22 protein-coding genes and 2 pseudogenes are annotated in these 25,617 nt (G+C 73.0%); 13 read left to right on the plus strand and 11 right to left on the minus strand.

The features are described from left to right. Positions 1-33: 33 nt before the first annotated feature. Together ACFV0O_RS33820 and ACFV0O_RS33825 are read right to left on the minus strand one after the other, a co-directional pair. Entirely contained in the window at positions 34-2,523 is a 2,490-nt protein-coding gene (locus ACFV0O_RS33820) for a glycosyltransferase family 39 protein (RefSeq protein ID WP_380347570.1), read from the minus strand. A 121-nt stretch (positions 2,524-2,644) separates the two neighbouring features. Further along, positions 2,645-3,766, minus strand: coding sequence for an alpha/beta hydrolase (locus ACFV0O_RS33825; protein ID WP_380347571.1), 1,122 nt, complete (start codon positions 3,764-3,766; stop codon positions 2,645-2,647). Positions 3,767-3,936: 170 nt separating this feature from the next. Between ACFV0O_RS33825 and ACFV0O_RS33830 the strand changes: the two genes are divergently transcribed. The 4 genes and pseudogenes from ACFV0O_RS33830 to ACFV0O_RS33845 all read left to right on the plus strand — a co-directional run bounded on the left by ACFV0O_RS33830 (position 3,937) and on the right by ACFV0O_RS33845 (position 7,338). After that, positions 3,937-4,842 carry a hypothetical protein gene (locus tag ACFV0O_RS33830; protein ID WP_380347572.1) on the plus strand — a complete coding sequence of 302 codons (906 nt, stop codon included), beginning with the start codon at positions 3,937-3,939 and terminating at the stop codon, positions 4,840-4,842. Between the two features lie 214 nt (positions 4,843-5,056). Then, positions 5,057-5,653: pseudogene (locus ACFV0O_RS33835) on the plus strand (trypsin-like peptidase domain-containing protein); the annotation flags it as partial. A gap of 213 nt (positions 5,654-5,866) precedes the next feature. Next, positions 5,867-6,586: pseudogene (locus tag ACFV0O_RS33840) on the plus strand (putative Ig domain-containing protein); the annotation flags it as partial. Positions 6,587-6,672: 86 nt separating this feature from the next. After that, on the plus strand, positions 6,673-7,338 hold the full coding sequence (locus ACFV0O_RS33845) for an HAD family hydrolase (RefSeq protein ID WP_380347573.1): 666 nt from the start codon (positions 6,673-6,675) through the stop codon (positions 7,336-7,338). Here the strand turns inward: ACFV0O_RS33845 and ACFV0O_RS33850 are convergent. Then, positions 7,326-8,069: an SDR family oxidoreductase gene (locus tag ACFV0O_RS33850; protein ID WP_380347574.1), complete on the minus strand. Its 744-nt coding sequence runs from the start codon at positions 8,067-8,069 to the stop codon at positions 7,326-7,328. The two genes, ACFV0O_RS33845 and ACFV0O_RS33850, sit on opposite strands and share 13 nt — an antisense overlap. A 102-nt stretch (positions 8,070-8,171) precedes the next feature. On the opposite strand from ACFV0O_RS33850, the gene ACFV0O_RS33855 reads away from it, so the two are divergent. Beyond that, a complete protein-coding gene (locus ACFV0O_RS33855) occupies positions 8,172-9,026 on the plus strand; it encodes a helix-turn-helix transcriptional regulator (RefSeq protein ID WP_380347575.1) in 855 nt (284 codons plus the stop codon). Here ACFV0O_RS33855 and ACFV0O_RS33860 read toward each other — a convergent pair. Continuing rightward, positions 9,016-9,849: a LysR family transcriptional regulator gene (locus ACFV0O_RS33860; protein WP_380347576.1), complete on the minus strand. Its 834-nt coding sequence runs from the start codon at positions 9,847-9,849 to the stop codon at positions 9,016-9,018. The genes ACFV0O_RS33855 and ACFV0O_RS33860 overlap by 11 nt on opposite strands. A 69-nt stretch (positions 9,850-9,918) precedes the next feature. On the opposite strand from ACFV0O_RS33860, the gene ACFV0O_RS33865 reads away from it, so the two are divergent. Further along, a complete protein-coding gene (locus ACFV0O_RS33865) occupies positions 9,919-10,614 on the plus strand; it encodes an SDR family oxidoreductase (protein WP_380347577.1) in 696 nt (231 codons plus the stop codon). 42 nt (positions 10,615-10,656) lie between these two features. Further along, positions 10,657-11,544, plus strand: a complete 888-nt coding sequence (locus tag ACFV0O_RS33870; RefSeq protein WP_380347578.1) for an aminoglycoside phosphotransferase family protein — start codon at positions 10,657-10,659, stop codon at positions 11,542-11,544. A 195-nt stretch (positions 11,545-11,739) separates the two neighbouring features. On the opposite strand, the gene ACFV0O_RS33875 is transcribed toward ACFV0O_RS33870, so the two are convergent. Beyond that, positions 11,740-12,597: a hypothetical protein gene (locus tag ACFV0O_RS33875; protein WP_380347579.1), complete on the minus strand. Its 858-nt coding sequence runs from the start codon at positions 12,595-12,597 to the stop codon at positions 11,740-11,742. Between the two features lie 36 nt (positions 12,598-12,633). Here ACFV0O_RS33875 and ACFV0O_RS33880 point away from each other — a divergent pair, with 36 nt between their 5' ends. Continuing rightward, positions 12,634-12,942, plus strand: coding sequence for a cupin domain-containing protein (locus tag ACFV0O_RS33880; RefSeq protein ID WP_380347580.1), 309 nt, complete (start codon positions 12,634-12,636; stop codon positions 12,940-12,942). A 284-nt stretch (positions 12,943-13,226) separates the two neighbouring features. On the opposite strand, the gene ACFV0O_RS33885 is transcribed toward ACFV0O_RS33880, so the two are convergent. The 4 genes from ACFV0O_RS33885 to ACFV0O_RS33900 form a co-directional block, all read right to left on the minus strand. Then, on the minus strand, positions 13,227-13,982 hold the full coding sequence (locus tag ACFV0O_RS33885) for an alpha/beta hydrolase (RefSeq protein WP_380347581.1): 756 nt from the start codon (positions 13,980-13,982) through the stop codon (positions 13,227-13,229). A 189-nt stretch (positions 13,983-14,171) separates the two neighbouring features. Further along, the gene (locus tag ACFV0O_RS33890; RefSeq protein WP_380347582.1) at positions 14,172-14,867 is read right to left on the minus strand and encodes an aspartate/glutamate racemase family protein; all 696 of its coding nucleotides are present in this window, start codon (positions 14,865-14,867) and stop codon (positions 14,172-14,174) included. A gap of 54 nt (positions 14,868-14,921) precedes the next feature. Beyond that, positions 14,922-16,775 carry a CocE/NonD family hydrolase gene (locus ACFV0O_RS33895; RefSeq protein WP_380347583.1) on the minus strand — a complete coding sequence of 618 codons (1,854 nt, stop codon included), beginning with the start codon at positions 16,773-16,775 and terminating at the stop codon, positions 14,922-14,924. 153 nt (positions 16,776-16,928) lie between these two features. Then, positions 16,929-17,864 carry a hydrolase gene (locus ACFV0O_RS33900; RefSeq protein ID WP_380347584.1) on the minus strand — a complete coding sequence of 312 codons (936 nt, stop codon included), beginning with the start codon at positions 17,862-17,864 and terminating at the stop codon, positions 16,929-16,931. A gap of 236 nt (positions 17,865-18,100) precedes the next feature. Between ACFV0O_RS33900 and ACFV0O_RS33905 the strand changes: the two genes are divergently transcribed. Then, on the plus strand, positions 18,101-19,216 hold the full coding sequence (locus tag ACFV0O_RS33905; protein ID WP_360259927.1) for a HoxN/HupN/NixA family nickel/cobalt transporter: 1,116 nt from the start codon (positions 18,101-18,103) through the stop codon (positions 19,214-19,216). 105 nt (positions 19,217-19,321) lie between these two features. Here the strand turns inward: ACFV0O_RS33905 and ACFV0O_RS33910 are convergent, their stop codons facing one another. Then, complete coding sequence (locus tag ACFV0O_RS33910) at positions 19,322-20,260, minus strand: SGNH/GDSL hydrolase family protein (protein ID WP_380347585.1); 939 nt, start codon at positions 20,258-20,260, stop codon at positions 19,322-19,324. Positions 20,261-20,596: 336 nt separating this feature from the next. Here ACFV0O_RS33910 and ACFV0O_RS33915 point away from each other — a divergent pair, with 336 nt between their 5' ends. The 4 genes from ACFV0O_RS33915 to ACFV0O_RS33930 all read left to right on the plus strand — a co-directional run bounded on the left by ACFV0O_RS33915 (position 20,597) and on the right by ACFV0O_RS33930 (position 25,221). Next, positions 20,597-22,252: an FAD-binding dehydrogenase gene (locus ACFV0O_RS33915; protein ID WP_380347586.1), complete on the plus strand. Its 1,656-nt coding sequence runs from the start codon at positions 20,597-20,599 to the stop codon at positions 22,250-22,252. 273 nt (positions 22,253-22,525) lie between these two features. Then, entirely contained in the window at positions 22,526-22,954 is a 429-nt protein-coding gene (locus ACFV0O_RS33920; RefSeq protein ID WP_360259918.1) for a (2Fe-2S) ferredoxin domain-containing protein, read from the plus strand. Positions 22,955-23,070: 116 nt separating this feature from the next. Then, positions 23,071-23,322, plus strand: coding sequence for a hypothetical protein (locus ACFV0O_RS33925; protein ID WP_360259916.1), 252 nt, complete (start codon positions 23,071-23,073; stop codon positions 23,320-23,322). A 231-nt stretch (positions 23,323-23,553) separates the two neighbouring features. Next, positions 23,554-25,221: a fibronectin type III domain-containing protein gene (locus ACFV0O_RS33930; RefSeq protein WP_380347587.1), complete on the plus strand. Its 1,668-nt coding sequence runs from the start codon at positions 23,554-23,556 to the stop codon at positions 25,219-25,221. Between the two features lie 60 nt (positions 25,222-25,281). On the opposite strand, the gene ACFV0O_RS33935 is transcribed toward ACFV0O_RS33930, so the two are convergent. Beyond that, the gene (locus ACFV0O_RS33935) at positions 25,282-25,614 is read right to left on the minus strand and encodes a YnfA family protein (protein WP_380347588.1); all 333 of its coding nucleotides are present in this window, start codon (positions 25,612-25,614) and stop codon (positions 25,282-25,284) included. Positions 25,615-25,617 lie beyond the last annotated feature (3 nt).

The following is a 25,617-nucleotide window of genomic DNA, read 5'->3' on the forward strand; positions in this document are numbered from 1 at the left end:
GCGCGGTACGCCCCCCTTCGGGGTCGGGCGGGATCAGGAGGTCGGGGCCGTCAGGTCGTAGAAGGTGGCCGAGCCGACCGTCCTGGCGGTGAAGTGGGCGGCCACCCAGGACTCGATCCGGGTGTTCTCCGACTCCTGGCGCTCACCGCCGCCCGTCCGGTCGGACGTCCCGCCGCCCGCGCCGCCGAAGCCGCCACGGGAGCCGCCGGCGATGAACCAGTGGACCTTGCCCTCCTGGACGTACTTCTGGAAGCCCGCCAGGTTCAGCGAGGGGTCGGTGCCGTTGAAGCCGCCGAGAGCCATCACCGGTTCGTCGGTGGCGAGCTGGTAGCTCGCCGCGTTCTGCGAGCCGACGGTGGCCGCCGCCCAGGTGTAGTGGTCGGCGTCCGCCTTGAGCAGGGAGGCGGCCTCGTCGGTCACCTTGGTGCCGCCGAGCAGGCCGCCCATGCCGCCGCCGCCCATGCCGCCGGGGAAGCCCCCGCCGTTGCCGCCGCCGGGGAAGCCGCCGCCCGTGCCGCCGCCGGGGAAGGCGCCGTTGCCGCCGGTGACACCGTTTCCGCCGTCGGTCCCGCGCTCGTGGCGGCCGTTCGTGTGGTCGGAGCCGGAGCCGGAGCCGTTGCCCGAGCCGCCTGCCGTACCGCCCGGGAAGCCCCCGCCGGGGAAGCCGCCGCCGGGGAAGCCCCCGCCGTTTTGCCCGCGCGATCCCTGGCCGCCGGGGAAGCCCTGCTGGCCGCCTTGGCCGCCCTGGCCGCCCTGGCCGAACCCGCGGCCGTTGCCGCCGCCCGGGAAGCCCTTGGCGCCACCCTTGCGTCCGCCGCCGCCCGGCCCGAACGCGCCCTGCACGCCCGGTCCGGCGGTCACGATCGAGCCGGTGTGCGCCGTGCCGACGGTGTCCACCGCGTACGCCGCCGGACCGCCGAGCGCCGCCGCCAGGCCCACCAGGCCCGCCACCGAGGCGATCCGCGCGCCGGTCCGGCCGGAGGCCCGTCCGACGACCTGTCCGCCGACCAGCGCGGCCGCCGCGACCAGCCCGCCGACCAGCACCGCCCAGCGCAGCCACGGCAGGAAGTCCGAGCTGCGGCCGAGCAGCACGAACGCCCAGACCGCCGTCACCGCCAGCGTCCCGGCCAGCACCAGCGCCCACGGCAGCCGGTGCCGCGCCCGCCACAGCCCGTCCACGCCCATGCCGACCAGCGCCGCGACGGCCGGGGCCAGCGCCACCGTGTAGTACTGGTGGAAGATCCCGGACATGAAGCTGAAGATCAGCGCGGTGGAGAGCAGCCAGCCGCCCCAGACCAGGAACGCCGCCCGGGCGCTGTCGGTCCGCGCGTAGCGGCGGGTCGCCCAGAGGCCGACCACCAGCAGGATCAGCGCCGCCGGAATCAGCCAGGCGATCTGCCCGCCGATGTCGGTGCCGAACATCCGGGTCAGGCCGGTCTGGCCCCAGCCGCGGCCGCCGCCGGGCATCGCCCCGCCCGGCAGGTCCATCCCGGCCGGGAGCCGGCTGCCGCCGCCCACGCTGCCGCGCTCGTTGCCGTCCACCCGGCCGAGGCCGTTGTAGCCGAAGGTCAGCGACAGGAAGCTGTTGTCCTGCGAGCCGCCGACGTACGGGCGGGCCGACGCGGGCATCAGCTCGACGATCGCGACCCACCAGCCGCCCGAGACCACCAGGGCCACGCCCGCCAGCAGGGTCTGCCGCACCCGCCGCCAGAAGCCGGTCGGCGCCACGACCAGGTAGATCACCGCGAAGGCGGGCAGGATCAGGAACGCCGCCAGCGTCTTGGTGAGGAAGGCGAGGCCGAACATCACCCCGGTGAACAGCAGCCACCGGGTGCCGGCCGCCTCGATCGCCCGCACCATCCCGTAGGCGGCCAGGGTCAGCAGCAGCACCAGCAGCGCGTCCGGGTTGTTGAACCGGAACATCAGCGCCGCCACCGGGGTGAGCGCCAGCGCTGCGCCCGCCAGCAGACCGCCGAGCGGGGAGAAGCGGCGGCGCACCGTCGCGTACAGCACCCCGACGGTGGTCGCGCCCATCAGCGCCTGCGGGGCCAGCACCGACCAGGAGGACAGGCCGAAGACCCGGGCCGAGAGCACCATCGGCCACAGCGAGGCCGGGGGCTTGTCGACGGTGATGAAGTTCCCGGCGTCGGAGGAGCCGAAGAAGAAGGCCTTCCAGCTCTGGGTGCCGGCCTGGACGGCGGCCGAGTAGAAGGCGTTGGCCCAGCCGGAGGCGCTCAGACCCCACAGGTAGAGGACGGCGGTCGCGGCCAGCAGCGCCAGCAGGGCCGGGCGCACCCAGCGCGGGTCGTCCGCGCGCCCGCGCCAGGCGCGGGCCGGGAGGGTGCGCAGCCGGCCGGACCAGGAGGCCGGCCCCTTGGGTCCGGCGGGTGGCAGGGGCTGCTCGGGGAAGAGCGGTGCCGGGGCCGGCGGTGCGGGGTCGGGCTGCGGCGCCTCCGGCGGCGGGAAGTCCGAGGCCTCGGGCCACGGGTCGCCGGCCGGAGGGGAGTAGCTGCTCGTGGTCATGCGCCATACGGTGCGTGGCGCGACTGAGAGAACCGTGAGACGGGACTGTGAGACGGGTGTGATCTGCCCGTCCGCTTCCCGGTTCGCGGGCTTCGCGGCTTTCCGGCTCCAGGCGTCCCGGTTACGCGGGGGCGGGCATCGTGATGTGCTTGCCCAGCCACTCCAGGGCCGGGGGGATCTCCCGGGTCCAGGTGTGGAAGTTGTGGCCGGCGGTGTCCAGGGTGATCGTGGACATCGTGGTGGGGGCCTTGAAGGCGGCGACCATGGCCTTGGTCTCGTCGTAGTTGTTCTCGTCGTAGGCGCTGGTCAGCAGCAGCGAGACCGGGGCGGCCGGCTGGTTCTTGAGCCGCCACAGCAGGTCGTTCTCCTGCTTCAGCTGGGCACTGCCGCCGAACAGGTCGCCGGTGGTCTCGTCGTGGGCGGCGCTGTAGTAGCCGGAGAGCGCGATCGCCGCGGGGTAGGAGTCGGGCTTGCGCAGCGCGAACTTGAGCGCGCAGTAGCCGCCGGTGGAGTTGCCGATCACGGCCCGGTTGGCCGGGTCGGTGCCGATCCGGTACGTCGTGGCGAGGGCCTTGGGCAGGTCGCTGGTGAAGAACGTCTCCACCTGCGGGCCGTTCGGCACGTCGACGCACTCGGTGTCCCGGTTGCCGACGAGCGTGGGCCGGGCCATCACCAGGATGGTCGGCGGCAGCTTCTTCTGCTCGATCGCGGCGAGGGTCGACGCCGGGTACTGCATCAGGGAGATCAGCTTCTCCGGGATGCCCGGGTAGCCGGTGAGCACCAGGGCCATCGGGAACCGCTGCTTGGTGAAGTCCGGCTGGAAGTACTGCGGCGGCAGGTAGACGTAGGCGTCGGTGCTCAGACCGCTGCCCGCTCCTTTGATGGCGACCTGCTGGATCATCCCGGAGCGCTCCGGGTCCGAGCCCTGGGAGGAGTAGAACTTCTGCTCACCGGTGACGGCGATGCCGGAGGCGTTCGGGGTGTGGTCGACCACCGTGCCCAGCTTGCCGCTGGTGCCGAGCAGGTCGGTCCAGGAGCTGTAGAAGCCGAAGTAGCTGTTGGCGATCAGACCCATCGCGACCAGCACCGAGACCTGGGCGGCCAGGAAGGCGCCGAGCCGGCCCAACCAGGACTTCCAGCCCTTGCCGCCGAACCGCGGCCAGAGCCACATGGTGGCGGCGAAGACGGCGATCGCGATGACCGAGGCGACGATCTGGAGGGGGAGGCCGGTGAGACTGAGCACGTGCCCGATCGTAGTTGACCCTGACGGGCGAGCCGGGGCGGGCCCGTCCGATGATCGTACGGGCCTTGTTGACCGGTGTGGTTCGTACTCGGCACCATGTCCGTTCGTGTGCGCGTGGGGAGCGCGTGCCGGATGACAACAGGGGTGGGGTCGTGAAGTCCATAGGGTCCGTGTTCAGGTCAGGTCCGGTCGTCGGCGGGGTGCTGCTGCTCGCCGGGTGCTCGGGCGGCGGGGGTGGCGGGACGGCCGCGCCGAGTGCCTCGGCGACGCCGAGCGCCTCGGCGACGCCGTACGGCACGACGCTCGCCCAGGTCCTCGAACCGGTCGGCACCGGCCTGGGGAAGGTGGCGGCGGCCAAGACCACGGACGAACTCGGCATCGCGCTCGCCATCGTCGAGTCCGGCGCCGACCGGGCCGTCCGGAGCCTGAACGCCGTCACCGCACCGGCCGGCGCCGACACGGCCCGCACCGACCTGGTCAACGGCCTCAACTCGCTCTCCTCCGAGGCGTTGTCGATCCGCGTCGAGCTCAACGACAAGAAGCTGTGCACCGTCGGTGTCGTGCAGGCCAAGTTCGGCGCCGGCCAGGGACTGGCGGCGGTCCCGGCCGCCGTGGCCGAACTGGCGACGGCCGGCTACCAGGCCGCCTTCACCGTTCCGGAGCTGCCGAAGCCCCAGCCGCAACCGCGGGCCCTGGAGAACGGCGCCGTGGTCCGCGACGGGGGCAACCACGGCAAGGGCACGCTGAAGTTCAACAACAACGGCTCCGTGGACGCCGTCTTCACGCTCGCCGCCGACGGCAAGGCGGTGGCCTCGGCGTACGCGGTCAAGGGTCAGATCGCCACCATCGACGGCGTCAAGGACGGGTCCTACGAGATCTTCTACACCACCGGGACGGACTGGGACTCCGAGGCGAAGCAGTTCACCCAGAACTGCCGGTTCGTCAAGGTCGGGGACACGCACGAGTTCGAGCCGGGCGGCGGCGGGACGATCTGGACGATCAAGCTCCGCGCGGAGGACGGCAAGGGCAATGCCAAGTCCGAGTGGCAGACCGCGAACTCCGTCCCGCAGCCGTAGTGCGGTCCGCCCCGCAGCCGTAGTGCGTAACGGGCATACCGGGACGGGTGGTGACTGCCGGGTGGCACAACAGGCGATGAGGAGTGGCGAGTTCGTCCAGAACGGTTGACCCTTTGAAGTGGCCATGGCACTTTCGTGCGGCGCGGGCCTCGGCGACCAGTCGTACACCCCGCGATCCCCCACAAGGAGAGCCATGTTCAAGAGACTTGTCGCGATGGCCGGTACGAGTGCCGTCGTCGCGGGCGGGTTGGCCTTCGCCGCCGCCCCCGCGCACGCCGTCCAGGCGGCCGACCTGACGTCCACCATCGCCCTGAGCAACTGCTCGGCCTCGCTGGTCCGCTACCCCACCTCGGTGGCCGGTGACCGGGCGCTGATGCTCACCAACGGGCACTGCCTGCCGACCATGCCCTCGGCCGGCGTGGTCATCCAGAACCAGAGCACCAGCCGCAGCGGCACCCTGCTCGACGGTGCGGGCAACAGCCTGGGCACCGTCCAGGCCGACAAGGTGCTCTACGGGACGATGACCGGCACCGACGTCGCGCTCTACCAGCTCACCGACACCTACGGCTCGATCACCTCCAAGTACGGCGCCACCGCGCTGACCATCAACGACACGCACCCGGTCGACGGCGCCTCGATGTACATACCCTCCTCGTACTGGAAGCAGGTCTGGAACTGCTCCGTCAACGGGTTCGTGCCCACCCTGCGCGAGGACCAGTGGACCTCTCACGACTCGCTGCGCTACAACCTGGGCTGTAACACCACGCACGGCACCTCCGGATCGCCGATCATCGACTCCGCCAGCGGGCGGATCATCGGCATCAACAACACCGGTAACGACAACGGCGAGATGTGCACCCTCGACAACCCGTGCGAGGTCGCCGCCGACGGCACCACCACGGCCGTCAAGGGCCAGAGCTACGGCCAGGAGACCTACTGGTTCACCACCTGCCTGAACTCCACCCGGGCCATCGACCTCAACGTGGCCGGCTGCCTGCTCACCAAGCCGGCCGGCAGCGGCGCGGTCTCGGTGACCAGCCCCGGTGACCAGTCGACCGCCGTCGGCGGCGCGGTGAACCTGCAGATCGCCGCGTCCGGCGGCACGGCTCCGCTGTCGTACTCGGCGACGGGTCTGCCGGCCGGTCTGGTGATCAACGCCTCGACGGGTGCGATCACGGGTACGCCGACCGCGGCGGGCACCTCGAACGTGACGGTGACGGCGAAGGACTCGGCGGGCAAGACCGGTTCGACGAGCTTCACCTGGACCGTGACCTCGGGTGGCGGCGGTGGCTGCACCCCGGCGCAGCTGCTGGGCAACCAGGGCTTCGAGACCGGTTCGGCGGCGCCGTGGACGGCGAGCTCCGGCGTGGTCGACAACAGCTCCGGCCAGGCCGCGCACGGCGGTTCCTGGAAGGCGTGGATGAACGGCTACGGCTCCACGCACACCGACTCGCTGTCGCAGACGGTGAGCATCCCGGCGGGCTGCAAGGCGACGCTGAGCTTCTGGCTGCACATCGACACCGCGGAGTCGGGTACCACGGCGTACGACAAGCTGACCGTGTCGGTCAACGGCACCACGCTGAAGACCTACTCCAACGTGGACGCCGCGGCTGGTTACCAGCAGCGCACCTTCGACCTCTCGGCCTACGCGGGCCAGAGCGTCACCGTGAAGTTCAACGGCGTCGAGGACTCCTCGCTGCAGACGAGCTTCGTCATCGACGACACCTCGATCCAGACCGGCTGACGCCGTCCGACGGCGCAGTGCCGGCAGGGCCCGGTGGCTTCGGCCGCCGGGCCCTGCTCGGCTTCGGGCCGCCGTATGCTGCCTGGATGATCAAGCCGATTGAGCTGGTGATATTCGACTGCGACGGCGTGCTGGTGGACAGCGAGGTGATCGCCGTGCGCGTGGTGGCGCAGCTGACGGCCGAGCTGGGCTGGCCGCTGAGTGAGGCCGAGGTGATCGAGAGGTTCGTCGGGCGTTCGGAGGCGGCCAACCACGCGATGGTCGCCGAGCGGTTCGACGAGGAGACCGCGACGCTGTTCGACAAGCGTTTCCGTGAGCTGCACGCCGAGGCCGTGGACGCCGGGCTGACGCCGGTGGACGGCCTGCCGGAGGCGCTGGCTGCGATCACCCTGCCGACGTGCGTGGCGTCCAGTGGCACCCACGAGAAGATGCGGCACACCCTCGGCCGGACCGGGCTGTACGAGCGCTTCGAGGGGCGGATCTTCAGCGCCACCGAGGTCGGGCGCGGCAAGCCCGCGCCCGACCTGTTCCTGCACGCGGCCCGGAGCATGGGCGTGGAGCCGGCCTCCTGCGTCGTCGTCGAGGACAGCGGGCCCGGCGTCCGGGCCGCCCGCGCCGCCGGGATGCGCGCGCTCGGCTACGCCGGCGGCGTCACGGCGGCGGAGCGGCTGGCCGGCCCGGACACGGTCGTCTTCCACGACATGCGCGAGCTGCCCGGGCTGATCGCGGCCGGCGCGGTTCACCAGGGGTAGGTGCCGCCCTCCGCGGTGAGGAACCGGCCGGTGGCCCCGGCCCCGGCCTCGCCGAGCTGCCGGGCGATCCGGCGACCGCCCTCCTCCGACGTCGCGTGGCCGCTGTGCCGGTTGAGGTCGGTCGCGCAGTAGCCCGGCTCCAGCGAGCTGACCTTGATGCCCGACTCGCGCAGCGCCCGGGCGTAGACCAGGGTGACGGCGTTCAGCGCCGCCTTGGAGGAGTTGTAGGCGAGCAGTGTCGCGTGCTCCCAGACCGGGTTGTCCGGGTCGGCCAGGAAGGAGAAGCTGCCGAGGCCGCTGGAGACGTTGCCGATCAGCCCGGCCGCGGACTTGCGCAGCAGCGGCAGCATGGCGTTGATGACGGCGACGGCGCCGAACACGTTGGTCTCGTACGTGTCGCGCACCGCCTCGACCGGCAGCTCCTCCGGTGTGCGCTGCCAGTCCAGGGCGATGCCCGCGTTGTTGACCAGGGTGTCCAGCCGCCCGTACTCGGCGGTGATCAGTCCGGCCGCGGCGGCGATGGTGGCCGGGTCGGTCACGTCCAGGTGGACGAAGCGGGCGTCCAGGCCTTCGGCGGTGAGTCCGGCGGCGGCCGCGGAGCCGCGCTCGGGGTCGCGGGCGCCGATCAGCACGGTGTGCCCGGCGCGGGCGAGTTCGCGGGCGGTGGCCAGGCCGATGCCCTTGTTGGCGCCGGTGATCAGGACGATGCGGTTCTTCGCTGTGGTGGTCATGGCTCCACCGTGGCCGGGTCGGCGGCCGGGCGGGAGGGCACCGTCGATGGTGGTACCGGCGGTCCCATGGTCGGCACGGGCCGGCCGGGCGAGACTGGGGGCGTGGAACACGTGGACCGGGCGGAGCTGGCCGCCTTCCTGCGGCGCTGGCGCGCCCGCATCCAGCCCGCCGACGTCGGCCTGCCGGCCGGCGGGCGGCGCCGCACCCCGGGCCTGCGCCGCCAGGAGGTCGCGCAGCTCGCGGGCATGTCGGTGGAGTACTACATCCGGCTCGAACAGGGCCGGGGCCCGCGCCCGTCCCGGCAGATGATCGGCGCGATCAGCCGGGCCCTGCGGCTGTCCGAGGACGAGGCCGCCCACCTGCACCACCTGGTTGGTGAGCCGCCGCTGCCCCCGAGCGCGCTGCCGCGGGACGTCCGGCCGGGCGTCCTGCACCTGCTCGACCGGCTGGACGACACCCCGGCCATGGTCTGCAGCGCCGCCCGCGACGTGCTCGCCTGGAACGCCATGGCGGCGGCGCTGCTCGGCGACTTCTCGGCCCTGCCGCCGGGCGAGCGCAACATCATCTGGCGCTTCTTCACCGACCCGGGCACCCGGGCCCGCCACGACCCCACCGGCCAGGCCCGGTTCGCCTGCCGCGCGGTCGCCGATCTGCGCTCCGCCGCCGCCCGCTACCCCGCCGACAGCGGTGTGCGCCGGCTGGTCGACCGGCTGCTCGCGGGCAGCGAGGAGTTCCGCGAACTGTGGGCCCGCCAGGACGTCGAGGTGCGCCGCTCCACCCGCAAGCGCATCGTGCACCCGGTGGTCGGTCCGCTCGACCTCGACTGCGAGGCGCTGCACGACCCGCACCGGGACCAGTGGACGATCTTCTACACCGCCGTGCCCGGCAGCCCTTCGCACTCGGCGTTGCGGCTGCTCAAGGTGGTGGGCAGCCAGGACCTCGCGGTCAGGGAGTGAGCGGGCCCGGGGTGGCGGGGCGCAGGGTGGCGAGGGCGATGTCGAGGAAGTCCCGTACGGGGCCGGTGTCGTCGTGGTCCTGCGGGACGGCCAGGCAGGTCACGACGGGCGGGAGGCCGACGACGGGCAGGTAGACGAGGTCGGGGCGGGAGTAGGAGGCCGCGACGCTCACCGGGACGAGGGCGACGCCCTGGCCCGAGGCGATGAGTTCGAACTTCTCGTCCAGCGTGTAGGCCCGTCGCGCCCGGGCGTCGAGGACCGGCTCACCGTCCAGGTCGGCCGGGGTGAGGCTGTCGCGGCGGGTGAGCGGATGGGCCGCGGGCAGGCACGCGACCTTGTTCTCGCGCCCGACGGGGACGGTGTGCAGCCCCGTGTCGTCGAAGGGGTGGCGCAGGTACCCGAGGTGCGCGCGGCCGTCCCGCAGCGGCGCGTCCTGTTCCCACCAGCGCAGCGGCAGCACGTCGACTCCGACCTCGGGGTGCCGGGCCGTGAACGCCCGGATCGCCTCCGACACGCGCAGGCCGGGCGAGAAGGCGACGACGATCCGCCGCTCGCTCCGCGCCGCCTCCTGCACGCGTCGCAGGGCCGCGTCCACCGTCGTGGTGATCCGGCCCGCCTCCTCGTACAACGTCCGCCCGGCGGGGGTCAGTTCGACGCTGCGCGTGGTCCGCGTGAACAGCGTGCAGCCCAACTCCCGTTCGAGTGCGCGGATCTGCCGACTCAGGACCGGCTGGGTGATGAACAGCGCGTCCGCGGCGCGGCCGAACCGCCCGTGGTCGGCGACCGCGACGAAGTAGCGGAGCTTGCGCAGGTCCAGATCCATGCCCGCACGGTATCAATGCGCTCGAAAGGGCATTGGACGCCGGACCCGGGCCGCTCGGAGACTCGGACCATGACCGACACCCGCAGCACCGCCCTGATCATCGGCGCCTCCCGGACCCTGGGCCTCGGGCTCGCCGCCGAGTTCCTCCACCGCGACTGGGACGTCATCGGTACGGTCCGCGGCACCCGGCGCACCGGCCTGCACGACCTGGCGGACTCCTCCGGCGGGCGGCTGACCGTCGAGTCGTTGGAGATGACCGACCCCGGGCAGATCGCGGCACTGCGGGACCGGCTGGCCCACCGCACCCTCGACCTGCTCTTCGTCAACGCCGCCGTCACGCGCGGCGACCTGCCGATCGGGGAGGTCCCGACGGATATGTTCACCGAGGTCATGGTGACCAACGCGCTGAGCCCGATGCGCGTCGTGGAGGCGCTCGGCCCGCTGGTCGCGCCGGCCGGGACCATCGGTGTGATGTCCTCCGACCAGGGCAGCATCGCGCTCAACACCGAGGGCGGGCAGGACCTGTACCGGGCGAGCAAGTCCGCCCTGAACCAGCTGATGCGCTGCTACGCGGCCCGCCGCGCGGCCGACCCGCGGACGCTGCTGCTGATGGACCCCGGCTGGGTGCGCACCGGGCTCGGCGGCTTCGAGGCCGAGCTCAGCGTGGAGGAGAGCGTGCCCGGCGTGGCGGGGACGATCGAGCGGCACCGGGGGAAGGGCGGGCTGCACTTCGTCGACCACCTGGGGCAGGTCGTGCCCTGGTAATTCGCTTGCCGGGTACGGCAGGTGCTGGAAGGGTCGGGCGCCATGTCGCCCTCCCCGAAGATGCACGCGGACGAACTCGACATCGACGAGGCGCTGGTGCGCCGACTGGTGGCCGCGCAGTTCCCGCAGTGGGCCGCACTGCCGGTCGAGCCGGTGGAACCGGTCGGCACCAGCAACGCGATGTACCGGCTGGGCGCGGACCTGGTGGTCCGGATCCCGCGCGTCCCGGGGGCGGTCGAGGACATCACGAAGGAACGCGCCTGGCTGCCCCGTCTGGCGCCCGAACTGCCGGTCGCCGTACCGGTGCGGGTGGGGTCGGGCGAGCCGGGCGAGGGCTGCCCGTGGCCGTGGTCGGTCCTGCGGTGGCTGGACGGCGCCAACCCGGAGGCCGGAGGCGTGGCCGAACCGGTCCTGCTGGCCGCCGACCTGGCGGCGTTCGTCACCGCGCTGCACCGGGTGGACCCGGCGGGCGGCCCGGCCGCCTACCGCAGCGAGCCGCTGGGGGAGCGGGACGGCCGGACCAGGGCGGCGATCGCGGCACTGGCCGACGTCATCGACGCGGGGGCGGCGACCGCCGTGTGGGAGGCCGCACTTCGGGCGCCCGCCCACGGCGGGGCGCCGGTCTGGATCCACGCGGACCTCCAGCCCGGCAACCTCCTGGTGGACGGGCGGGGCCGGTTGAGCGCCGTCATCGACTTCGGCTGCCTGGGCCTCGGCGACCCGGCGGTGGACCTGATCGCCGCCTGGTACGTGCTCCCGGCCGCGGCCCGGGACGCCTTCCGGACGGCCGCCGGCGCCGACGGCGCCGCGTGGGCCCGCGGTAGGGGCTGGGCGCTGTCCGTTGCCCTGATGGAACTGGACTACTACCGCGACACCAATCCGCGGATGGCGGCCATCGCCCGCCGCGTGATCGCCGAGGTCCGGATCTGACCACGACCGGGTCGACGGCGGGGCGGTGGGTGCGACGACCGGTGCTGTCCGGCGACGGCGCGTGTCCTTCGGTGCCGGCCGGGCCCTGCCGGCGGTCGTCGTGCCGCCGCTCGTGGCCGGGCCGGCCCCGGGGGCTCGCCCGGTGGTGAACCGGTCCGGCGGGGGCCCCGGCGGCCACCGCGTGGCGGCCCCCGGTCAGGCCTCCCCGGCGGGCAGCCGCCACGCGAAGGGGAAGAGGTCGTCCTCCCAGCCGGGCGAGGCGGCCAGGTCGGCGGCCGCCCGCGGGGTGCGCAGGAGGCAGCGGTTGCGCAGCAGTTCGCGGCGCTCGGCGGGGGTGAGGAGGCGTTCCTCGGGGGCCAGGTCCTGGTAGTGCCCGAGGTCGGGGCGGCCGTCGACCGAGCCGTCCTCGGCGACGTTGAGGTGGTCGCCCTCCGGGGTCCGGTAGTCGAGCCGGAAGTCGGTGCTCCACTGGGAGTTGCTTCCCCAGCCGTGGGAGAGGTCGCGGGTGGTCCGGTCGGCGCGGCGGAACGTCCAGTAGAGCGGGAAGCGGTCGGCGACCCCGCGTTCGGCGTGCGCCGAGCCGGCCCGGATCCGGACCGCGGCGCGGGCGAAGAGCAGTTCGCCGAGCATCAGCCCGGGGTGGCGGACCTCCAGGACCTCGATCGGCGCCTGCGGGTCCTCGGCCTGCTCGACCTCGGCGATCTCGTGCAGGAAGGGGTCGAAGGGCGCGACGCCGTCGAACGGGGTCATGCCGAGGGCGGTGAAGAGGCGGAGGTAGCAGGGGAACCGCGGGTCGAGCAGCAGGACGTCGGCGACCCGGCCGAGGGCGTAGAGCTCCTCGACCAGGGTCGGTCCGTCGGGTGGCTCGTCGGCCCACCAGGCGGTGGCGTGGACGGCGGCGGTGCGCAGGCGCTCGCGGTAGGCCGGGGCGCCCGGCCGGCCGAGCCAGTGGTCGACGGCGGCTTCGTGCGGTCCGTCGTGGCCGAGCAGTTCGTGGTACAGCGTGCGCGCCTTCACCGGAGCGATCATGGTGAGGTTTTGCCGAACGGTCAACCAATCGTCCGTCCGGAGTGGGTAGCGTCCAGGGCCATGAGCGTGGTCGATGTGAACGAGCGGGCGGCGCGGCTGCCCGAGGCCTGGCGTTCCCAGGTGCTGGGGCGGGTCGGGACGGCGGCGGTGAAGGTGCTGCGGATGGACGGGCGGGAGTTGGAACCGGAGGTGCACGGGACGGCGGAGGTGCTGTTCGTGGCCGAGGGACGTCTCGAACTCCTGCTGGACTCCGAGGAGTCGACCGTCCGGGCGGGGGAGCTGCGGGTGGTGCCGGCGGGCGCGCGGCACGCGGTGCGGGCGGGCAGCCGGGGGACGCTGCTGATCGTGGAGGTTCCGGAGGAGGGGTGACGGCGAGCTCGTCCGCGCCGCCGCCCGAGGTCGGGGTCGTCGAAGTGGGGTGACCTGGGTGCCGAGCGTGTCCGCGGGGGCTGTCCCGCCCTCGACGAAGGTGCGCGGTCCCGATGGAGGCGCACGGTGGCGGGCGGGGGCGCGGTGGGGGGGCCGCCCGGGGGGGGGGGGGGCCGCGGGGGGGGGGGCGGCGCCCGGGGCGGGGGGGGCGGGGGGCGGCCGCGGGGGGGGGGGGGGGGCGGGGGGGGCGCCCGCGGGGGGGGGCGGGCCCCCCGGGGCGCGGGTCAGCCGGCGGGCCGGCCGAGGTGGCGGGCGAGGAACCGGGCGGCGCTGTCGGCTTCGAAGCGGGGCAGCTCCTTGTGCCGGCCCGCGTTCACGTGCAGGGACTTCTCCGTCGAGGCGAAGGCGTCGAACAGGGCGAGTCCGTCCTCGCGGGAGATGTGCTCGTCGTCCCACTGCAGGTCGAACTCGACCGGGATGGTGATCCGCCCGGCCGGTTCGGCGAGGACGTCGGGCCAGTGCTGGCCGAAGACCGCGGCGGTGATCCTGGGCTCGGCGGCGACGAAGGGGATGCCGATCGCGGTGCCCATGTTGATGCCGAAGTAGCCGACCGGGCCGTCGGTGCCGATCTCGGGGAGCTGCTGGAGGGCGTCCAGGGCGGCCCGGTACTCGGGTACGGCGAGCTTCGCCAGGTGGTCGTTGTAGCGGACGACGATCGGGCCTTCGGGTTCGCCGGCCGCCCGTGCGCGGAACAGTTCGGCGATCTCGGCCTCGTCGTGCGCCGTGCGCGGCCGGTCGCCGTGGCCGGGGGCGTCGAGGACGGCGACGTGGTAGCCGTGGCCCTCGACGAGGAGCCGGGCGCGGCCGCTCATCGCCGGGTGCTTCTTGTGGTTGCCGCCGCCGTGGCCCAGCAGGACGAGGGGTGCGCGGCCGGTGCCGGAGGCCGGCGACCAGAGGACTCCGGGGACGCCGCCCACGGTGAAGTCGCGTTCGCGCATGCCGTTCGTGGCGGAATCGGCGGTGAACTGGAGAGAGTGCATGGCGTGTTGCCTTTCGGGAGCGCGGAATGTCCGGGCGCTCCCGGCGACGGCTGTGTCAGTCGCCGACCGTGACAAGGAGGGGGAGCACCCACGTCGGTACGGACTTCACGGGTCTCACCTCCTCTGACGGTGTCTCGGTCGGGGGAGATCATGCATTCCGACGTGCCGTGCGCGCAACCTCCTTTCCCGTCACCGGCCGTCGAGGGCGGCGGCCACGGCGGCCTGTGCGTGCAGCCGGGCGGTGGGGAACACCGGGACCGGGCTGTCGGCCTGACGGACCAGCAGTTCGATCTCGGTGCAGCCGAGGACGATCCCCTGCGCGCCGGCGGCGACCAGCTCCCCGATCACCTCCCGGTAGGCGGCCCGGGACTCCTCCCGGACCACGCCGACGCACAGTTCCTCGTAGATCACCCGGTGGACCAGGGCGCGCGCACCGGCGCCCGGGACGAGGACGTCGAGGCCGCCGGACGCCAGCCGTCCGCGGTAGAAGTCCTGTTCCATGGTGAACGCCGTCCCGAGGAGTCCGACCCGGCGCAGTCCGGCGGCCCGGACGGCGTCCGCGGTGGCGTCGGCGAGGTGCAGCAGGGGGACGGAGACGGCCGCCTCGACCTGGTCGGCGACCTTGTGCATGGTGTTGGTGCAGATCAGCAGGAGGTCGGCGCCCGCCGCCTCCAGGGACCGGGCGGCGCCGGCCAGGACCTGTCCGGCCTCCTCCCAGCGTCCGGCGGCCTGCAGCTGCTCGATCTCGGCGAAGTCGACCGAGTGGAGGACGAGCCGGGCGGAGTGCAGTCCGCCGAGGCGGTCGCGGGTGAGTTCGTTGATCAGCCGGTAGTACTCGGCGGTGGATTCCCAGCTCATGCCGCCGATCAGGCCCAGGGTCTTCATGCGGTCATTTATAAGGCAAAGCCGAGAATATAGGCAAATATATAAGGATATCTTTTATTGCCTCTCCCGGGGCACCCGGTGCTGCCACTCGCGGGCGAACACCACCGACCCGGCCTCCAGTGCGCGCAGCTGCACGATGCTGAGGAAATGCCCCGCGTCGCAGCGCAGTTGGGCGCGGGTCTGGACGGTGACGTCCCAGCCGATGTCGGGCCGCTCCAGCCGGACGGTGCGGTCGGTGCGGGCCTGGGCGCTGAGCGGGGCGTCGGTGAGGACGCGGTAGGCGGTCACGGTGTGCTCGTCGCGGACCAGGCCGTCGGGGTGGGTGCGGGTCCCGTCGGTCGCGGGGGAGAGCTCGGTGCGCCACTCGTGGCGGCCGATGTCGTGCACGGTGAGGTATTCGGGCCGGGCGGTGAGCGGCTCGGTGAGGTGGACGTCGAGCGGTTCGGGCAGCGAGGGGGCCTCCAGGGAGACGGGTGCGGAGCCGATGTCCGCGGCGAGGTGGCGGACGGGCAGGCTCAGTGCGGAGCGCGACGGGTCGAGGGCGTACCCGGCGGCCTCCGCCGGGGGCCACACCCACGGCCAGTAGACGGAGGAGAAGGCGAGCCGCAGCCGGTGTCCGGACGGGAAGGTCCGGGCGCAGGCCGCGAGTTCCACCTCGGCGTCCGGTCCGTCGGCGACCAGCACGCCCCGGGTGACCAGCTCCGAGGTGCCGTCGGGGCCGACCGCGCAGAGCCGGACCGCCACCAGCGGGGCGGGCCCGCCGTCCCGCAGCCGTAGCCGTACGGTCGGTGCGCCGAGCAGTTCGACCGGCTCGGGCAGTGGCTGGGAGTCGAAGCAGACCGAGCGGCCGTCCTCCTCGCGCTGATCGGGCGGCTGGTCGGCGGGGCGTCCGTGCGGGACGTAGGCGCCGGCGTTGAGGCCGGTGTGCTGCGGGGAGCGGACGTGGACGTAGCGGTCGTCGGAGGCGGTGCCGGCGGTGCGCAGCGGCCCGTCGAGGCCGTAGTGGATCTCGCGGACGTCGGGGGAGGGCCAGGCGTCGTCGCCGGTCCAGCGGGTGCTGATCCAGCTGCGCAGGGCGGGTTCCCTGGTGGCACCGGTGTCGACGCCGCGCAGCCAGTGGTCCCACCAGCGCAGGGTCTCCGGCAGGGCGTCCTCGGGCAGGCCGTGCGGCCAGGGGCCGATCAGGGCGCGCGCGGTGGGGGACTCGGCGAGCAGGCGCAGCACGAAGGAGCAGGACGGGTCGCCCCAGCCGGCGAGCGCGAGGGTGGGCACCGGGACCGGCACGGTCGTCTCGCCGGCGGCGAGCCAGGTGTCGACGGGCGGCTCCAGGGACTCCAGCCGGGTCAGCCAGCGACCGCGCCAGGCGTCGCCGACGTGGCGCGGGTCCGGCGGCAGGGCGGCGTCGGCGACCAGGGCGGTGAGCCGGGTGTGCAGGTCGGCGGCGAGCACGGCGCCGCCGAGCCGGTGGCCGCCCTCGGGGCAGGCGGTGACGGCGGCGCCGACGGTGTCCGGTGCCCGGGCGGCGAGGCGCAGCGCGGTGGTGCCGGCGGCGCCCACGCCGAGCAGGCCGATCCGGCCGGTGGACCAGGGGCGGCGGGCGAGCCAGTCGACCACCACGGCGCCGTCGGTCAGCTCCTGTTCGCCGCCGGGTTCGCCGGGGGTGCCGCCGGAGTTGCCGTGCCCGCGGGTGTCGACCCGCAGGGTGGCGTAGCCGTGGCCGGCGTACCAGGGGTGGCGGCGGGCGTCCTCGGCGGCGGTCCGGTCGGTGAGGCGGTCGCCGGAGTACTCCAGCAGCGCGGGGACGGGCTCGTCGACGACGGGCCGCCACAGGCGGGCGGCCAGGTGCGTGCCGTCGGGCAGCGGGATGCGGACGTCCTCGCGGGTGGTGTGGAAGGGGTAGGACGGCATGGCCGCTCCCATCGGATCCCGGGCCGGGTGGGGGCCGGCGGGCCCGCAGCGCACGCGGTACGGGGGCTCGCTCCGTACGTGCGCGCCGCGGGCGTCGGCATTCCGACCCTAGGGGAGGTGCCGCCCGTTTTCCTGATGAGTGCGCTGCGGCGGTTACGCCTTGCTCAGCCAGGCGGTGGCGTTGAGGGCGAGGGCGGCGTCGGTGCCGGCCGGGTCGTCCCAGCCGTTGTACAGGGTGTTGCCGGACTGGCCGGTGCCGTCGTCGATCGGTGAGCTGTCGCCCCAGATCGCGACCCGGCCCGAGCCGAAGGTGCTGGTGACGAAGAAGGCGCCGGTGTTGCCGCTGTAGCCGGTCCGGTAGACCAGGCCCTTGACCGACGGGTTGTCGGCGGGCTTGAGGGTGAAGGTGGTGCCGTTGCGCAGGATCGAGCCGGTGACGGTGCCGAAGGGGCCGTGCAGGACGGGGTCGGCGGCGTCGTTGACGGCGCGCGGGTTGTCGGTGGTGATGTTGAGCAGGTCGACCGAGAAGCCGAACGGGTCGTTGTTGTTCACCCCGTTGCTGGTCAGCAGGTCGTTGATGATCTTCGGCGAGTCCCAGCCGTCGTTGTTGCGGTCGCTGTTGTTGTGGTCGGAGACCAGGAAGAGCCCGCCGCCGTTCTGGACGAACTTCATGATCGCGGTCTTCTCGGCCGCGCTGAACCGGATGTTGGGCTCCGGGACGACGAAGGTGTCGAAGTTGGCGAGGTCGAGCGCGCCGCCGGTGCCGTAGGTGATGGTCGAGCCGGACGGGAGGGTCTTGAGGCTGTACTGGCCGGTCTTCTGCAGGGCGACGCCCCAGGCGGACAGTGCGCCGGTCCAGCTCTTCTCGGTGGTGGGGTTGGCGTTCTGGGCGAGCGGGTCGGGCTGGCTGGTGCTGATGATCCAGTCGGCGTTGCCGGCGGTCTCGGCCTTGCTGTTGTCGAACAGCACCCGGTGCGGGGTGGCGCCGGTCGCGGTGGTGGCGGTGGCGGCCGGGGCGAGGGTGGTGAGGCCGGCTGCGAGCAGGGCCGCGCCGGAGAGGGCCGCGACAGTTCGGATACGGATCGTCATGTGCCGTTCCTCCGTGGGGAGTTGAGGTGTTCGGCGCCCGAGTTTTCGCGCGTGGAACTGGAGTATCCGCGCGTAGAGCGGCCGGAGGTAGTCCCGGAAGGTGACGAAGTCCTGTACGGAGCGTGGTGATCTCGGGGTGGGTGGAGACCAAGCTGTAATTGCGTATGACTTGCAACTGCGCGCGCCCAGGCGGAAAGATGGCCCAGCTCTCCCCGCTCCACCGAAAGGACACCACGATGACCGCCCCTCGCTGGCGCGACCGGCTCACCCGTGAGGAGTGGATCCGCCTGGCCGGAATGGGCGGGTTCATCCTCGCGCTGCACGTCATCGGCTGGTTCACCCTGCTCGCGCTGGTCGCGCCCGAGCACTACACCGTCGGCGGGCAGGTGTTCGGCGCGGGCATGGGCCTCACCGCCTACACCCTCGGCATGCGACACGCCTTCGACGCCGACCACATCGCCGCCATCGACAACACCACCCGCAAGCTGATGGGCCAGGGCAAGCGGCCGCTGTCGGTCGGCTTCTGGTTCTCGCTCGGGCACTCCTCGATCGTCTTCGGCCTCTGCGCGCTGCTGGCCTTCGGCATCCGCTCGCTGGCCGGCCAGGTGGAGTCCGACGACTCGACGCTGCACGAGATGACCGGCCTGATCGGCGTCACCGTGTCCGGCACCTTCCTGCTGCTGCTCGGCCTGATCAACCTGGGCGCCTTCAACGGCATCCTCAAGGTCTTCCGCAGGATGCGCGAGGGCGAGTACGACGAGGACGAGCTGGAGCGCCAGCTGGAGCGGCGCGGCCTGATGAACCGCATCCTCGGCCGGGTGACCAGGGCCGTCACCAAGCCCTGGCACATGTACCCGGTGGGCCTGCTGTTCGGCCTGGGCTTCGACACCGCCACCGAGGTGTCCCTGCTGGTGCTCGCGGGCGGCGCGGCGGCCTTCTCGCTGCCCTGGTACGCGCTGCTCACGCTGCCGATCCTGTTCGCGGCCGGGATGAGCCTGCTGGACACCATCGACGGCTCGTTCATGAACTTCGCCTACGAGTGGGCGTTCTCCAAGCCGGTCCGCAAGATCTACTACAACCTGACCGTCACCGGCCTGTCGGTGCTGGTCGCGCTGGTCATCGGCTCGATCGAGCTGATCGGCCTGCTCGGCGAGAAGCTGGACATCACCAGCGGGCCGATCGCCTGGGTCGGCGGACTGGACCTCAACTTCGTCGGTTACGCGATCGTCGGGCTGTTCGTGCTCACCTGGGCGGCGGCGATCGCCTACTGGAAATTCGGCAACGTCGAGGAGAAGTGGTCGGCCGGGCTGGCCGCCGCCTCCGCCTCCGCCGCCTCCGCGAAGTCCGAGTAGCGTCCGGGGACGGACCGAGGGGTCGGTGACCGGGGTCTGGTCACCGACCCCTCGGGGCTTTCCGGGGCCGGGCGGGACCGTGCGGCGCGGGGCCGCCGGGCCCGGCTAGCGCAGGGCGGCGAGCACCGCGTCCGCCATCGCCTTCTCGCCGGTCGCGTTCGGGTGGAACGGCACGGCGGGCGAGCCGGGCAGCGCGCCCTCGATCCAGCGGTCGTCCGAGCAGACGTCGTGCCCGACCGTCGGCGTCGCGGTGTCCACGTACGTCGCGCCGTTCGCCGCCGCGGTGGACCGCAGGGCGGCGTTCAGCTTGGTGAGCACGCCGTACATGTACTCGACGTCGCCCGGCGTCACCGGCTGGCGCAGCACGCACGTCGAGCCGTCGGCGGGCAGCACGGACGGGTAGCCGACCAGCAGCACCTTGGCGTTGGGGGCCTTGGCGTGGATCTGCCGGAGGGTGGTGGCGATCTGCGGGGTGATGGTGGAGCCGATCCGCTCGGCCAGGTCGTCGTTCCCGTACCGCCAGGACCACGTGCTCCAGTCCCAGTAGCCGTGGTGGTAGACGTCCTTGCAGGGCGTGCCGAGCGGGTTGACGACCGCGCCGGCGATGCAGGTGGCGACCAGTTCGCCGAGGCCGAGGTCGCTGGCCGCGAGGTCGTTGCCGCCGATCCCGAGGGTGACCAGGTCGGTGTCGGCGGTCAGGGCGTCGAACTGCGGGTCGTTGACCCGGATGAACGCGTCGTACTGGGGCTGCGTCATCGCCTTGATCTTGGCGGCGGAGCAGGTCACGTCGGTGTAGGTGCCGGCCTTGAGGGCGCCGGCCACCAGGTGGCCGTAGTTGCGGTCGGAGCGCAGGCAGAGTCCGGCGGACTGGCCGGGCACGCCGGCGCCCGCGGCGTAGGAGTCGCCGAGCGCCACGTAGTGCTTCGGGGCGGGCGTGGCGGCCTGGGCGGTGGTGGAGGTGAGCGCCAGGGCAGCGCCGAGGGCGACTGCGGCGAGCGCGGTGGAATTCCGGAGGTGCCGGGATTTCCGGGCAGGGCGGAGCACGGTTCCTCCTGGGGGAGAGAAACGACGGGTGGGGGGTCATGCCGAGCCGGGCCACAGCTACTCGCAGGTAAGTTACTGCCAGGTTTCGCGGCCGTCCATGGTTTGCGCGGAAATTGCCGAAATTCCGTCAGATGGGCTCCGCTCGCATTTCGAATTTCGCTCCACCGTGTATCGGAGGTATTTCCGAAACGCCATGGAGCGGAATTCACGCACGCACTTGTCACCCACGGGCCGACCGGCGGTTGACCGGACGTCACCGCAGGCCGCAGTATCGGGCGCACCGCGACGGCGCGCCCCCGGCCCGTCGCCACCGCGAGCCGCGACGGAGGACTGCGCATGGCCCTGGACGCCGACGTCATCGTCATCGGAGCGGGACTCGCCGGCCTCGCCGCCACCGCCGAACTCGCCGACGCCGGACGGAAGGTGATCCTGCTCGACCAGGAACCGGCGGCCTCGCTCGGCGGACAGGCGCACTGGTCCTTCGGCGGCCTCTTCCTGGTCGACTCGCCCGAGCAGCGCCGGATGCGGATCCGCGACTCGCACGCCCTCGCCTGGCAGGACTGGCTCGGCACGGCCGGCTTCGACCGCCCCGAGGACGCCTGGCCCCGCCGCTGGGCCGAGGCCTACGTGGACTTCGCGGCGGGCGAGAAGCGGTCCTGGCTGCACGGGATGGGCGTGCGGTTCTTCCCGGTGGTCGGCTGGGCCGAGCGCGGCGGCCTCCTCGCCGACGGGCCCGGCAACTCGGTGCCGCGCTTCCACATCACCTGGGGCACCGGCCCCGGGCTGCTCGAACCCTTCCTCCGCCGGGTCCGCGACGCCGCCGCGCGCGGCCTGGTCGACCTGCGCTTCCGGCACCGCGTCACCGGACTGGCCGCCACCGCGGGCGCCGTCGACACCGTCACCGGCGAAGTGCTGGAGCCGAGCCCGGCCGCCCGGGGCGAGGCCAGCTCCCGCACGGTCGCCGGGCACTTCGACCTGCGCGCCCAAGCCGTGGTGGTCACCTCGGGCGGCATCGGCGGCAACCACGACCTGGTCCGCGGGGCCTGGCCCGCCCGGCTCGGCACCCCGCCCGCCACACTGCTCTCCGGCGTGCCCGCACACGTGGACGGCCTGATGCTGGGGATCGCCGGCGCGGCCGGGGCCAGCCTGATCAACGGCGACCGGATGTGGCACTACACCGAGGGCATCGAGAACCGGGACCCGATCTGGGCCCGGCACGGTATCCGGATCCTGCCCGGCCCGTCCTCGCTCTGGCTGGACGCGCGCGGCCGACGGCTGCCCGTCCCGTTGTTCCCCGGCTTCGACACCCTCGGGACGCTCGAACACATCATGTCCACCGGGTACGGGTACACCTGGTTCGTGCTGAACCAGCGCATCATCGAGAAGGAGTTCACCCTCTCCGGCTCCGAGCAGAACCCCGACCTGACCGGGAAGTCCGTGCGCGGCGTCCTCCGCCGTGCCCTGCCCGGCGCCACCGGGCCGGTCCGCGGCCACCTCCGGCACGGACGGGACTTCGTCATCGCGGGCAACCTCGCCGACCTCGCCCGGGGCATGAACGCCAAGACCCGCGAGCCGCTGATCGACCCGGACGCGCTGCGCCGCACCGTCGAGGACCGCGACCGGCAGCTGGCCAACCCCTTCGCCAAGGACCTCCAGGTCACCGCCATCCACGGCGCCCGCCGCTACCTCGGCGACAAGCTCGTCCGCACCGCCGCCCCGCACCGGATCCTCGACCCGGACGCCGCCCCGCTGATCGCCGTCCGGCTCAACATCCTCACCCGCAAGTCGCTGGGCGGCCTGGAGACGGACCTGTCCTCGCGGGTGCTGCGGCCCGACGGGGAGGTGCTGCCCGGGCTCTACGCGGCGGGCGAGGCCGCGGGCTTCGGCGGCGGGGGCGTGCACGGCTACCGCTCGTTGGAGGGGACGTTCCTCGGCGGGTGCCTGTTCTCGGGCCGCACCGCGGGCCGGGCCGTGGCACGGGCCGTGGGGTAGCGGCCCGTTGCGGGGGTGCCGGTGCCCTGCTGTCCGTCCCCGGTGTCGGGCCGGGAGCCGATCGCGGCGGACCCGACGGCGATGCACAGGAGGCCCGCGCCCCCCGTGGCCACCGACGCCCACGGGGCCCGGCCCCTCCCTCTCGGTATCCGCCCGCCCCTTCCGCCGTGCTCGTGAACCGTGCGCATCCCAAGGGCCTGGCGGGCGCCCCCTGACCGGCGGGTACAGTGCGGGTGCAGAGCGCGCCGCCGACGACGAGGGGTACCAGGACCGATGAGCCGCCGAGACCGCGACCGCGACGGCGCCCGGGACCACGACCGGAAGCGGGGCGCCGGTTCCCCGGTGACCGTCACCGTCTGCCGCGGCTGCTGCTGCGGCACCGAGGCGAAGCACCCCGGGGTGGACCACGCGGGGCAGTACGAGCGGCTGCGGACGGCGGTGGGCCCGGCGGGCCGGGTCCGTGCCGTGAAGTGCCTGGACGTGTGCTCCCAGTCCAACGTGGTGGTGGTCGGCCCCTCCAGCGAGGGGCGGGCCGCGGGCGGACGGCCGGTGTGGCTCGGCTTCGTGCTGATGGACGAGATGATCGACGACATAGCCGCCTGGGTGCGCGCGGGCGGCCCCGGCCTCGCCGATCCGCCCGGCCTGCTCGACCTCCAGCTGATCTCGGTGTCCCGCCGGGTCCGCGAGGGCCTGCCGGAGTAGCGGTCGCGCCCGGGTCGCCTGATGCATCGTCAGATACCCGTCCCGGGGTGGCAGGGGAGCCCGCGCCACTACCATGACCGGTGGCGTCGAGCCGTTCCGCGCGAGGGAGGAAGACGATGACGACGGTCTGCCGCATCTGCGCGGGCACCGGCCGGACCGCCGGCCTCAACTGCCGGACCTGCCAGGGCACCGGTACCACCGAGGTGGGCGGCGGGGGCGGCAACTGCTTCCTGTGCGACGGCACCGGCGTGTACGTGCGCTACCGGGTGGACGCGGGCGGCACCAAGCACGCCTACCGGGACGAGATCTGCCGCACCTGCGACGGCACCGGCAACCGGGCCCCCACGCGGTGGGACGATCCCTCCTGACCCTCCTACCCCTCCTCCTGACCCTCCGGAGCCCCGCGCCCGCCGGAAGGGGCTCCGTCGACGCTCCCTCAGGTGACGTGACGGATCGGGGTCATGATCCGGGGTCGGGTGGCCGCGGACGCGTCCTTTGCCAAGCCATGGTCGAACATTGGCGTTCGAATGGGGGATACGCTGCGGCCCGTTCACCGCGCGTCCGTGTGCGATCCACGAGCCGCTGACAGAGTCCCGCGCATGGATATCCCCAAGATGGGCGTGCCGGCCAAGCTCGCCGACCGCATGAGCACGGCCGAGCAGCACGAGTACCTGCGGGCCCGCTACTCCCGCCGCCGGATGCTGCGCGCCGGCGCCGTGACCGTCGGCGCCGTCGCCGTCGGCGGCGCCCTGGGCAGCGGCACCGCCTTCGCGGCGCCGGCCGGCCCGCAGCTGCTGACGGGCGGCACGACGGACGGCATCGACGGCGCGCTGGTCGCGCCGGTCGGCCGCCACCTCCAGTTCGGCCCCGAGCCGGACACCCAGTTCCGCGTCTCCTGGCAGGTCCCGGCGCCGGTCAAGAAGCCGTTCCTGCGCTTCGGCAAGACCCCGTGGGAGCTCAGCCACAAGGTCCAGGCCGAGGTCCGCGCGCTGCACACCCCGGCGCTGACCCCCACCGGCCAGCCGGTGGACCAGTACTACCTGCACGTGGCGCTGGAGGACCTGCACCCCGACACCACCTACTACTACGGTGTCGGCCACGAGGGCTTCGACCCCGCCTCGCAGCAGCAGATCTCAACCCTGCACACCTTCCGCACCGCGCCCTCCCGCGACCACCGCTGGGGCAAGGTGTACGAGCCGTTCACCTTCACCGCCTTCGGCGACCAGGGCGTCAGCGCGCACGCGGCGGGCAACGACCACGTCATCAAGGCGCAGAAGCCGGCCTTCCACCTGCACGCCGGCGACATCTGCTACGCCGACCCGGCCGGCTCCGGCACCGACCCGGACAAGTCCGTCTTCAACGCGAAGACCTGGGACGACTTCCTGGTCCAGACCGAGACGGTCGCCGCCGAGATCCCGTGGATGGTCGCCTACGGCAACCACGACGTCGAGGCCTGGTACTCGCCCAACGGCTACGGCGGGGAGAACACCCGCTTCTTCCTGCCGAACAACGGTCCGGACCCGCGCAACGTCCCCGGCGTCTACACCTTCCGCTACAAGAACGTCGGCGTCATCTCCCTGGACGCCAACGACGTCTCCTACGAGATCCCGGCCAACCTGGGCCTCTCGGCGGGCAAGCAGACCAAGTGGCTGGAGCGCACCCTCAAGGACCTGCGGAACGACGAGACGATCGACTTCGTCGTGGTCTTCTTCCACCACTGCGCCTTCTCCACCACCGTCGCGCACGCCTCCGAGGGCGGCGTCCGCGAGGCCTGGGTGCCGCTGTTCGAGAAGTACCGCGTGGACCTGGTCATCAACGGCCACAACCACATCTACGAGCGCACCGACGCCATCCTGGGCAACAAGGTCTCGAAGCAGGTGCCGAGCGGCGCCACCATCGAGCCCGAGAAGGACGGCGTGGTCTACGTGACCGCGGGCGCGGCCGGCCGCAGCCTGTACAAGTTCGACGTGCCGGACACCTACGAGGGGCACGAGAACCACCAGGACGAGGTCACCACCTACTACTGGAGCAAGGGCCGGGTGAAGACCCCCGAGACCATCCAGTGGTCGCGGGTGCGCTACACCGGCTACTCCTTCATCAAGGTCGACGTCACCCCGGCCCACCTGGGCCAGAAGTCGGTCATGAAGGTCACCGCGCTGGCCGAGGACGGCACGCAGATCGACAACTACTCGATCCTGCGCAAGGTCGGCGAGGGCTGGGACTCGAACCGCGACGACGACGGCGAGGGCGGCGGCTGGGGCTGGTAGTCCCGGCGGTCGTGACGGTGCCCCGGCGTCGGTTCCTCCGACACCGGGGCACCGGCGCGTTCAGCGCCGGGGGCCGTACATGATGACGGCGACCCCGGCCAGGCAGATCAGCGCGCCCGCGATGTCGTAGCGGGTCGGCCGGAAGCCGTCCGCCACCACGCCCCAGGCCAGCGAGCCGGCCACGAACACCCCGCCGTACGCGGCCAGCACCCGGCCGAACTGGCTGTCCGGCTGCAGCGCCGCGACGAAGCCGTAGGCGCCGAGCGCCACCACACCCAACCCGGCGAGCCACCAGGGCCGTTGCTCGCGCACGCTCTGCCAGACCAGCCAGCAGCCGCCGATCTCGGCGAGCGCGGCGAGGGCGAACAGGGCGACGGAGCGCAGGACGGTCATGAG

The organism is Kitasatospora sp. NPDC059577 (assembly GCF_042735475.1).
Taxonomy (GTDB): Bacteria; Actinomycetota; Actinomycetes; order Streptomycetales; family Streptomycetaceae; genus Kitasatospora.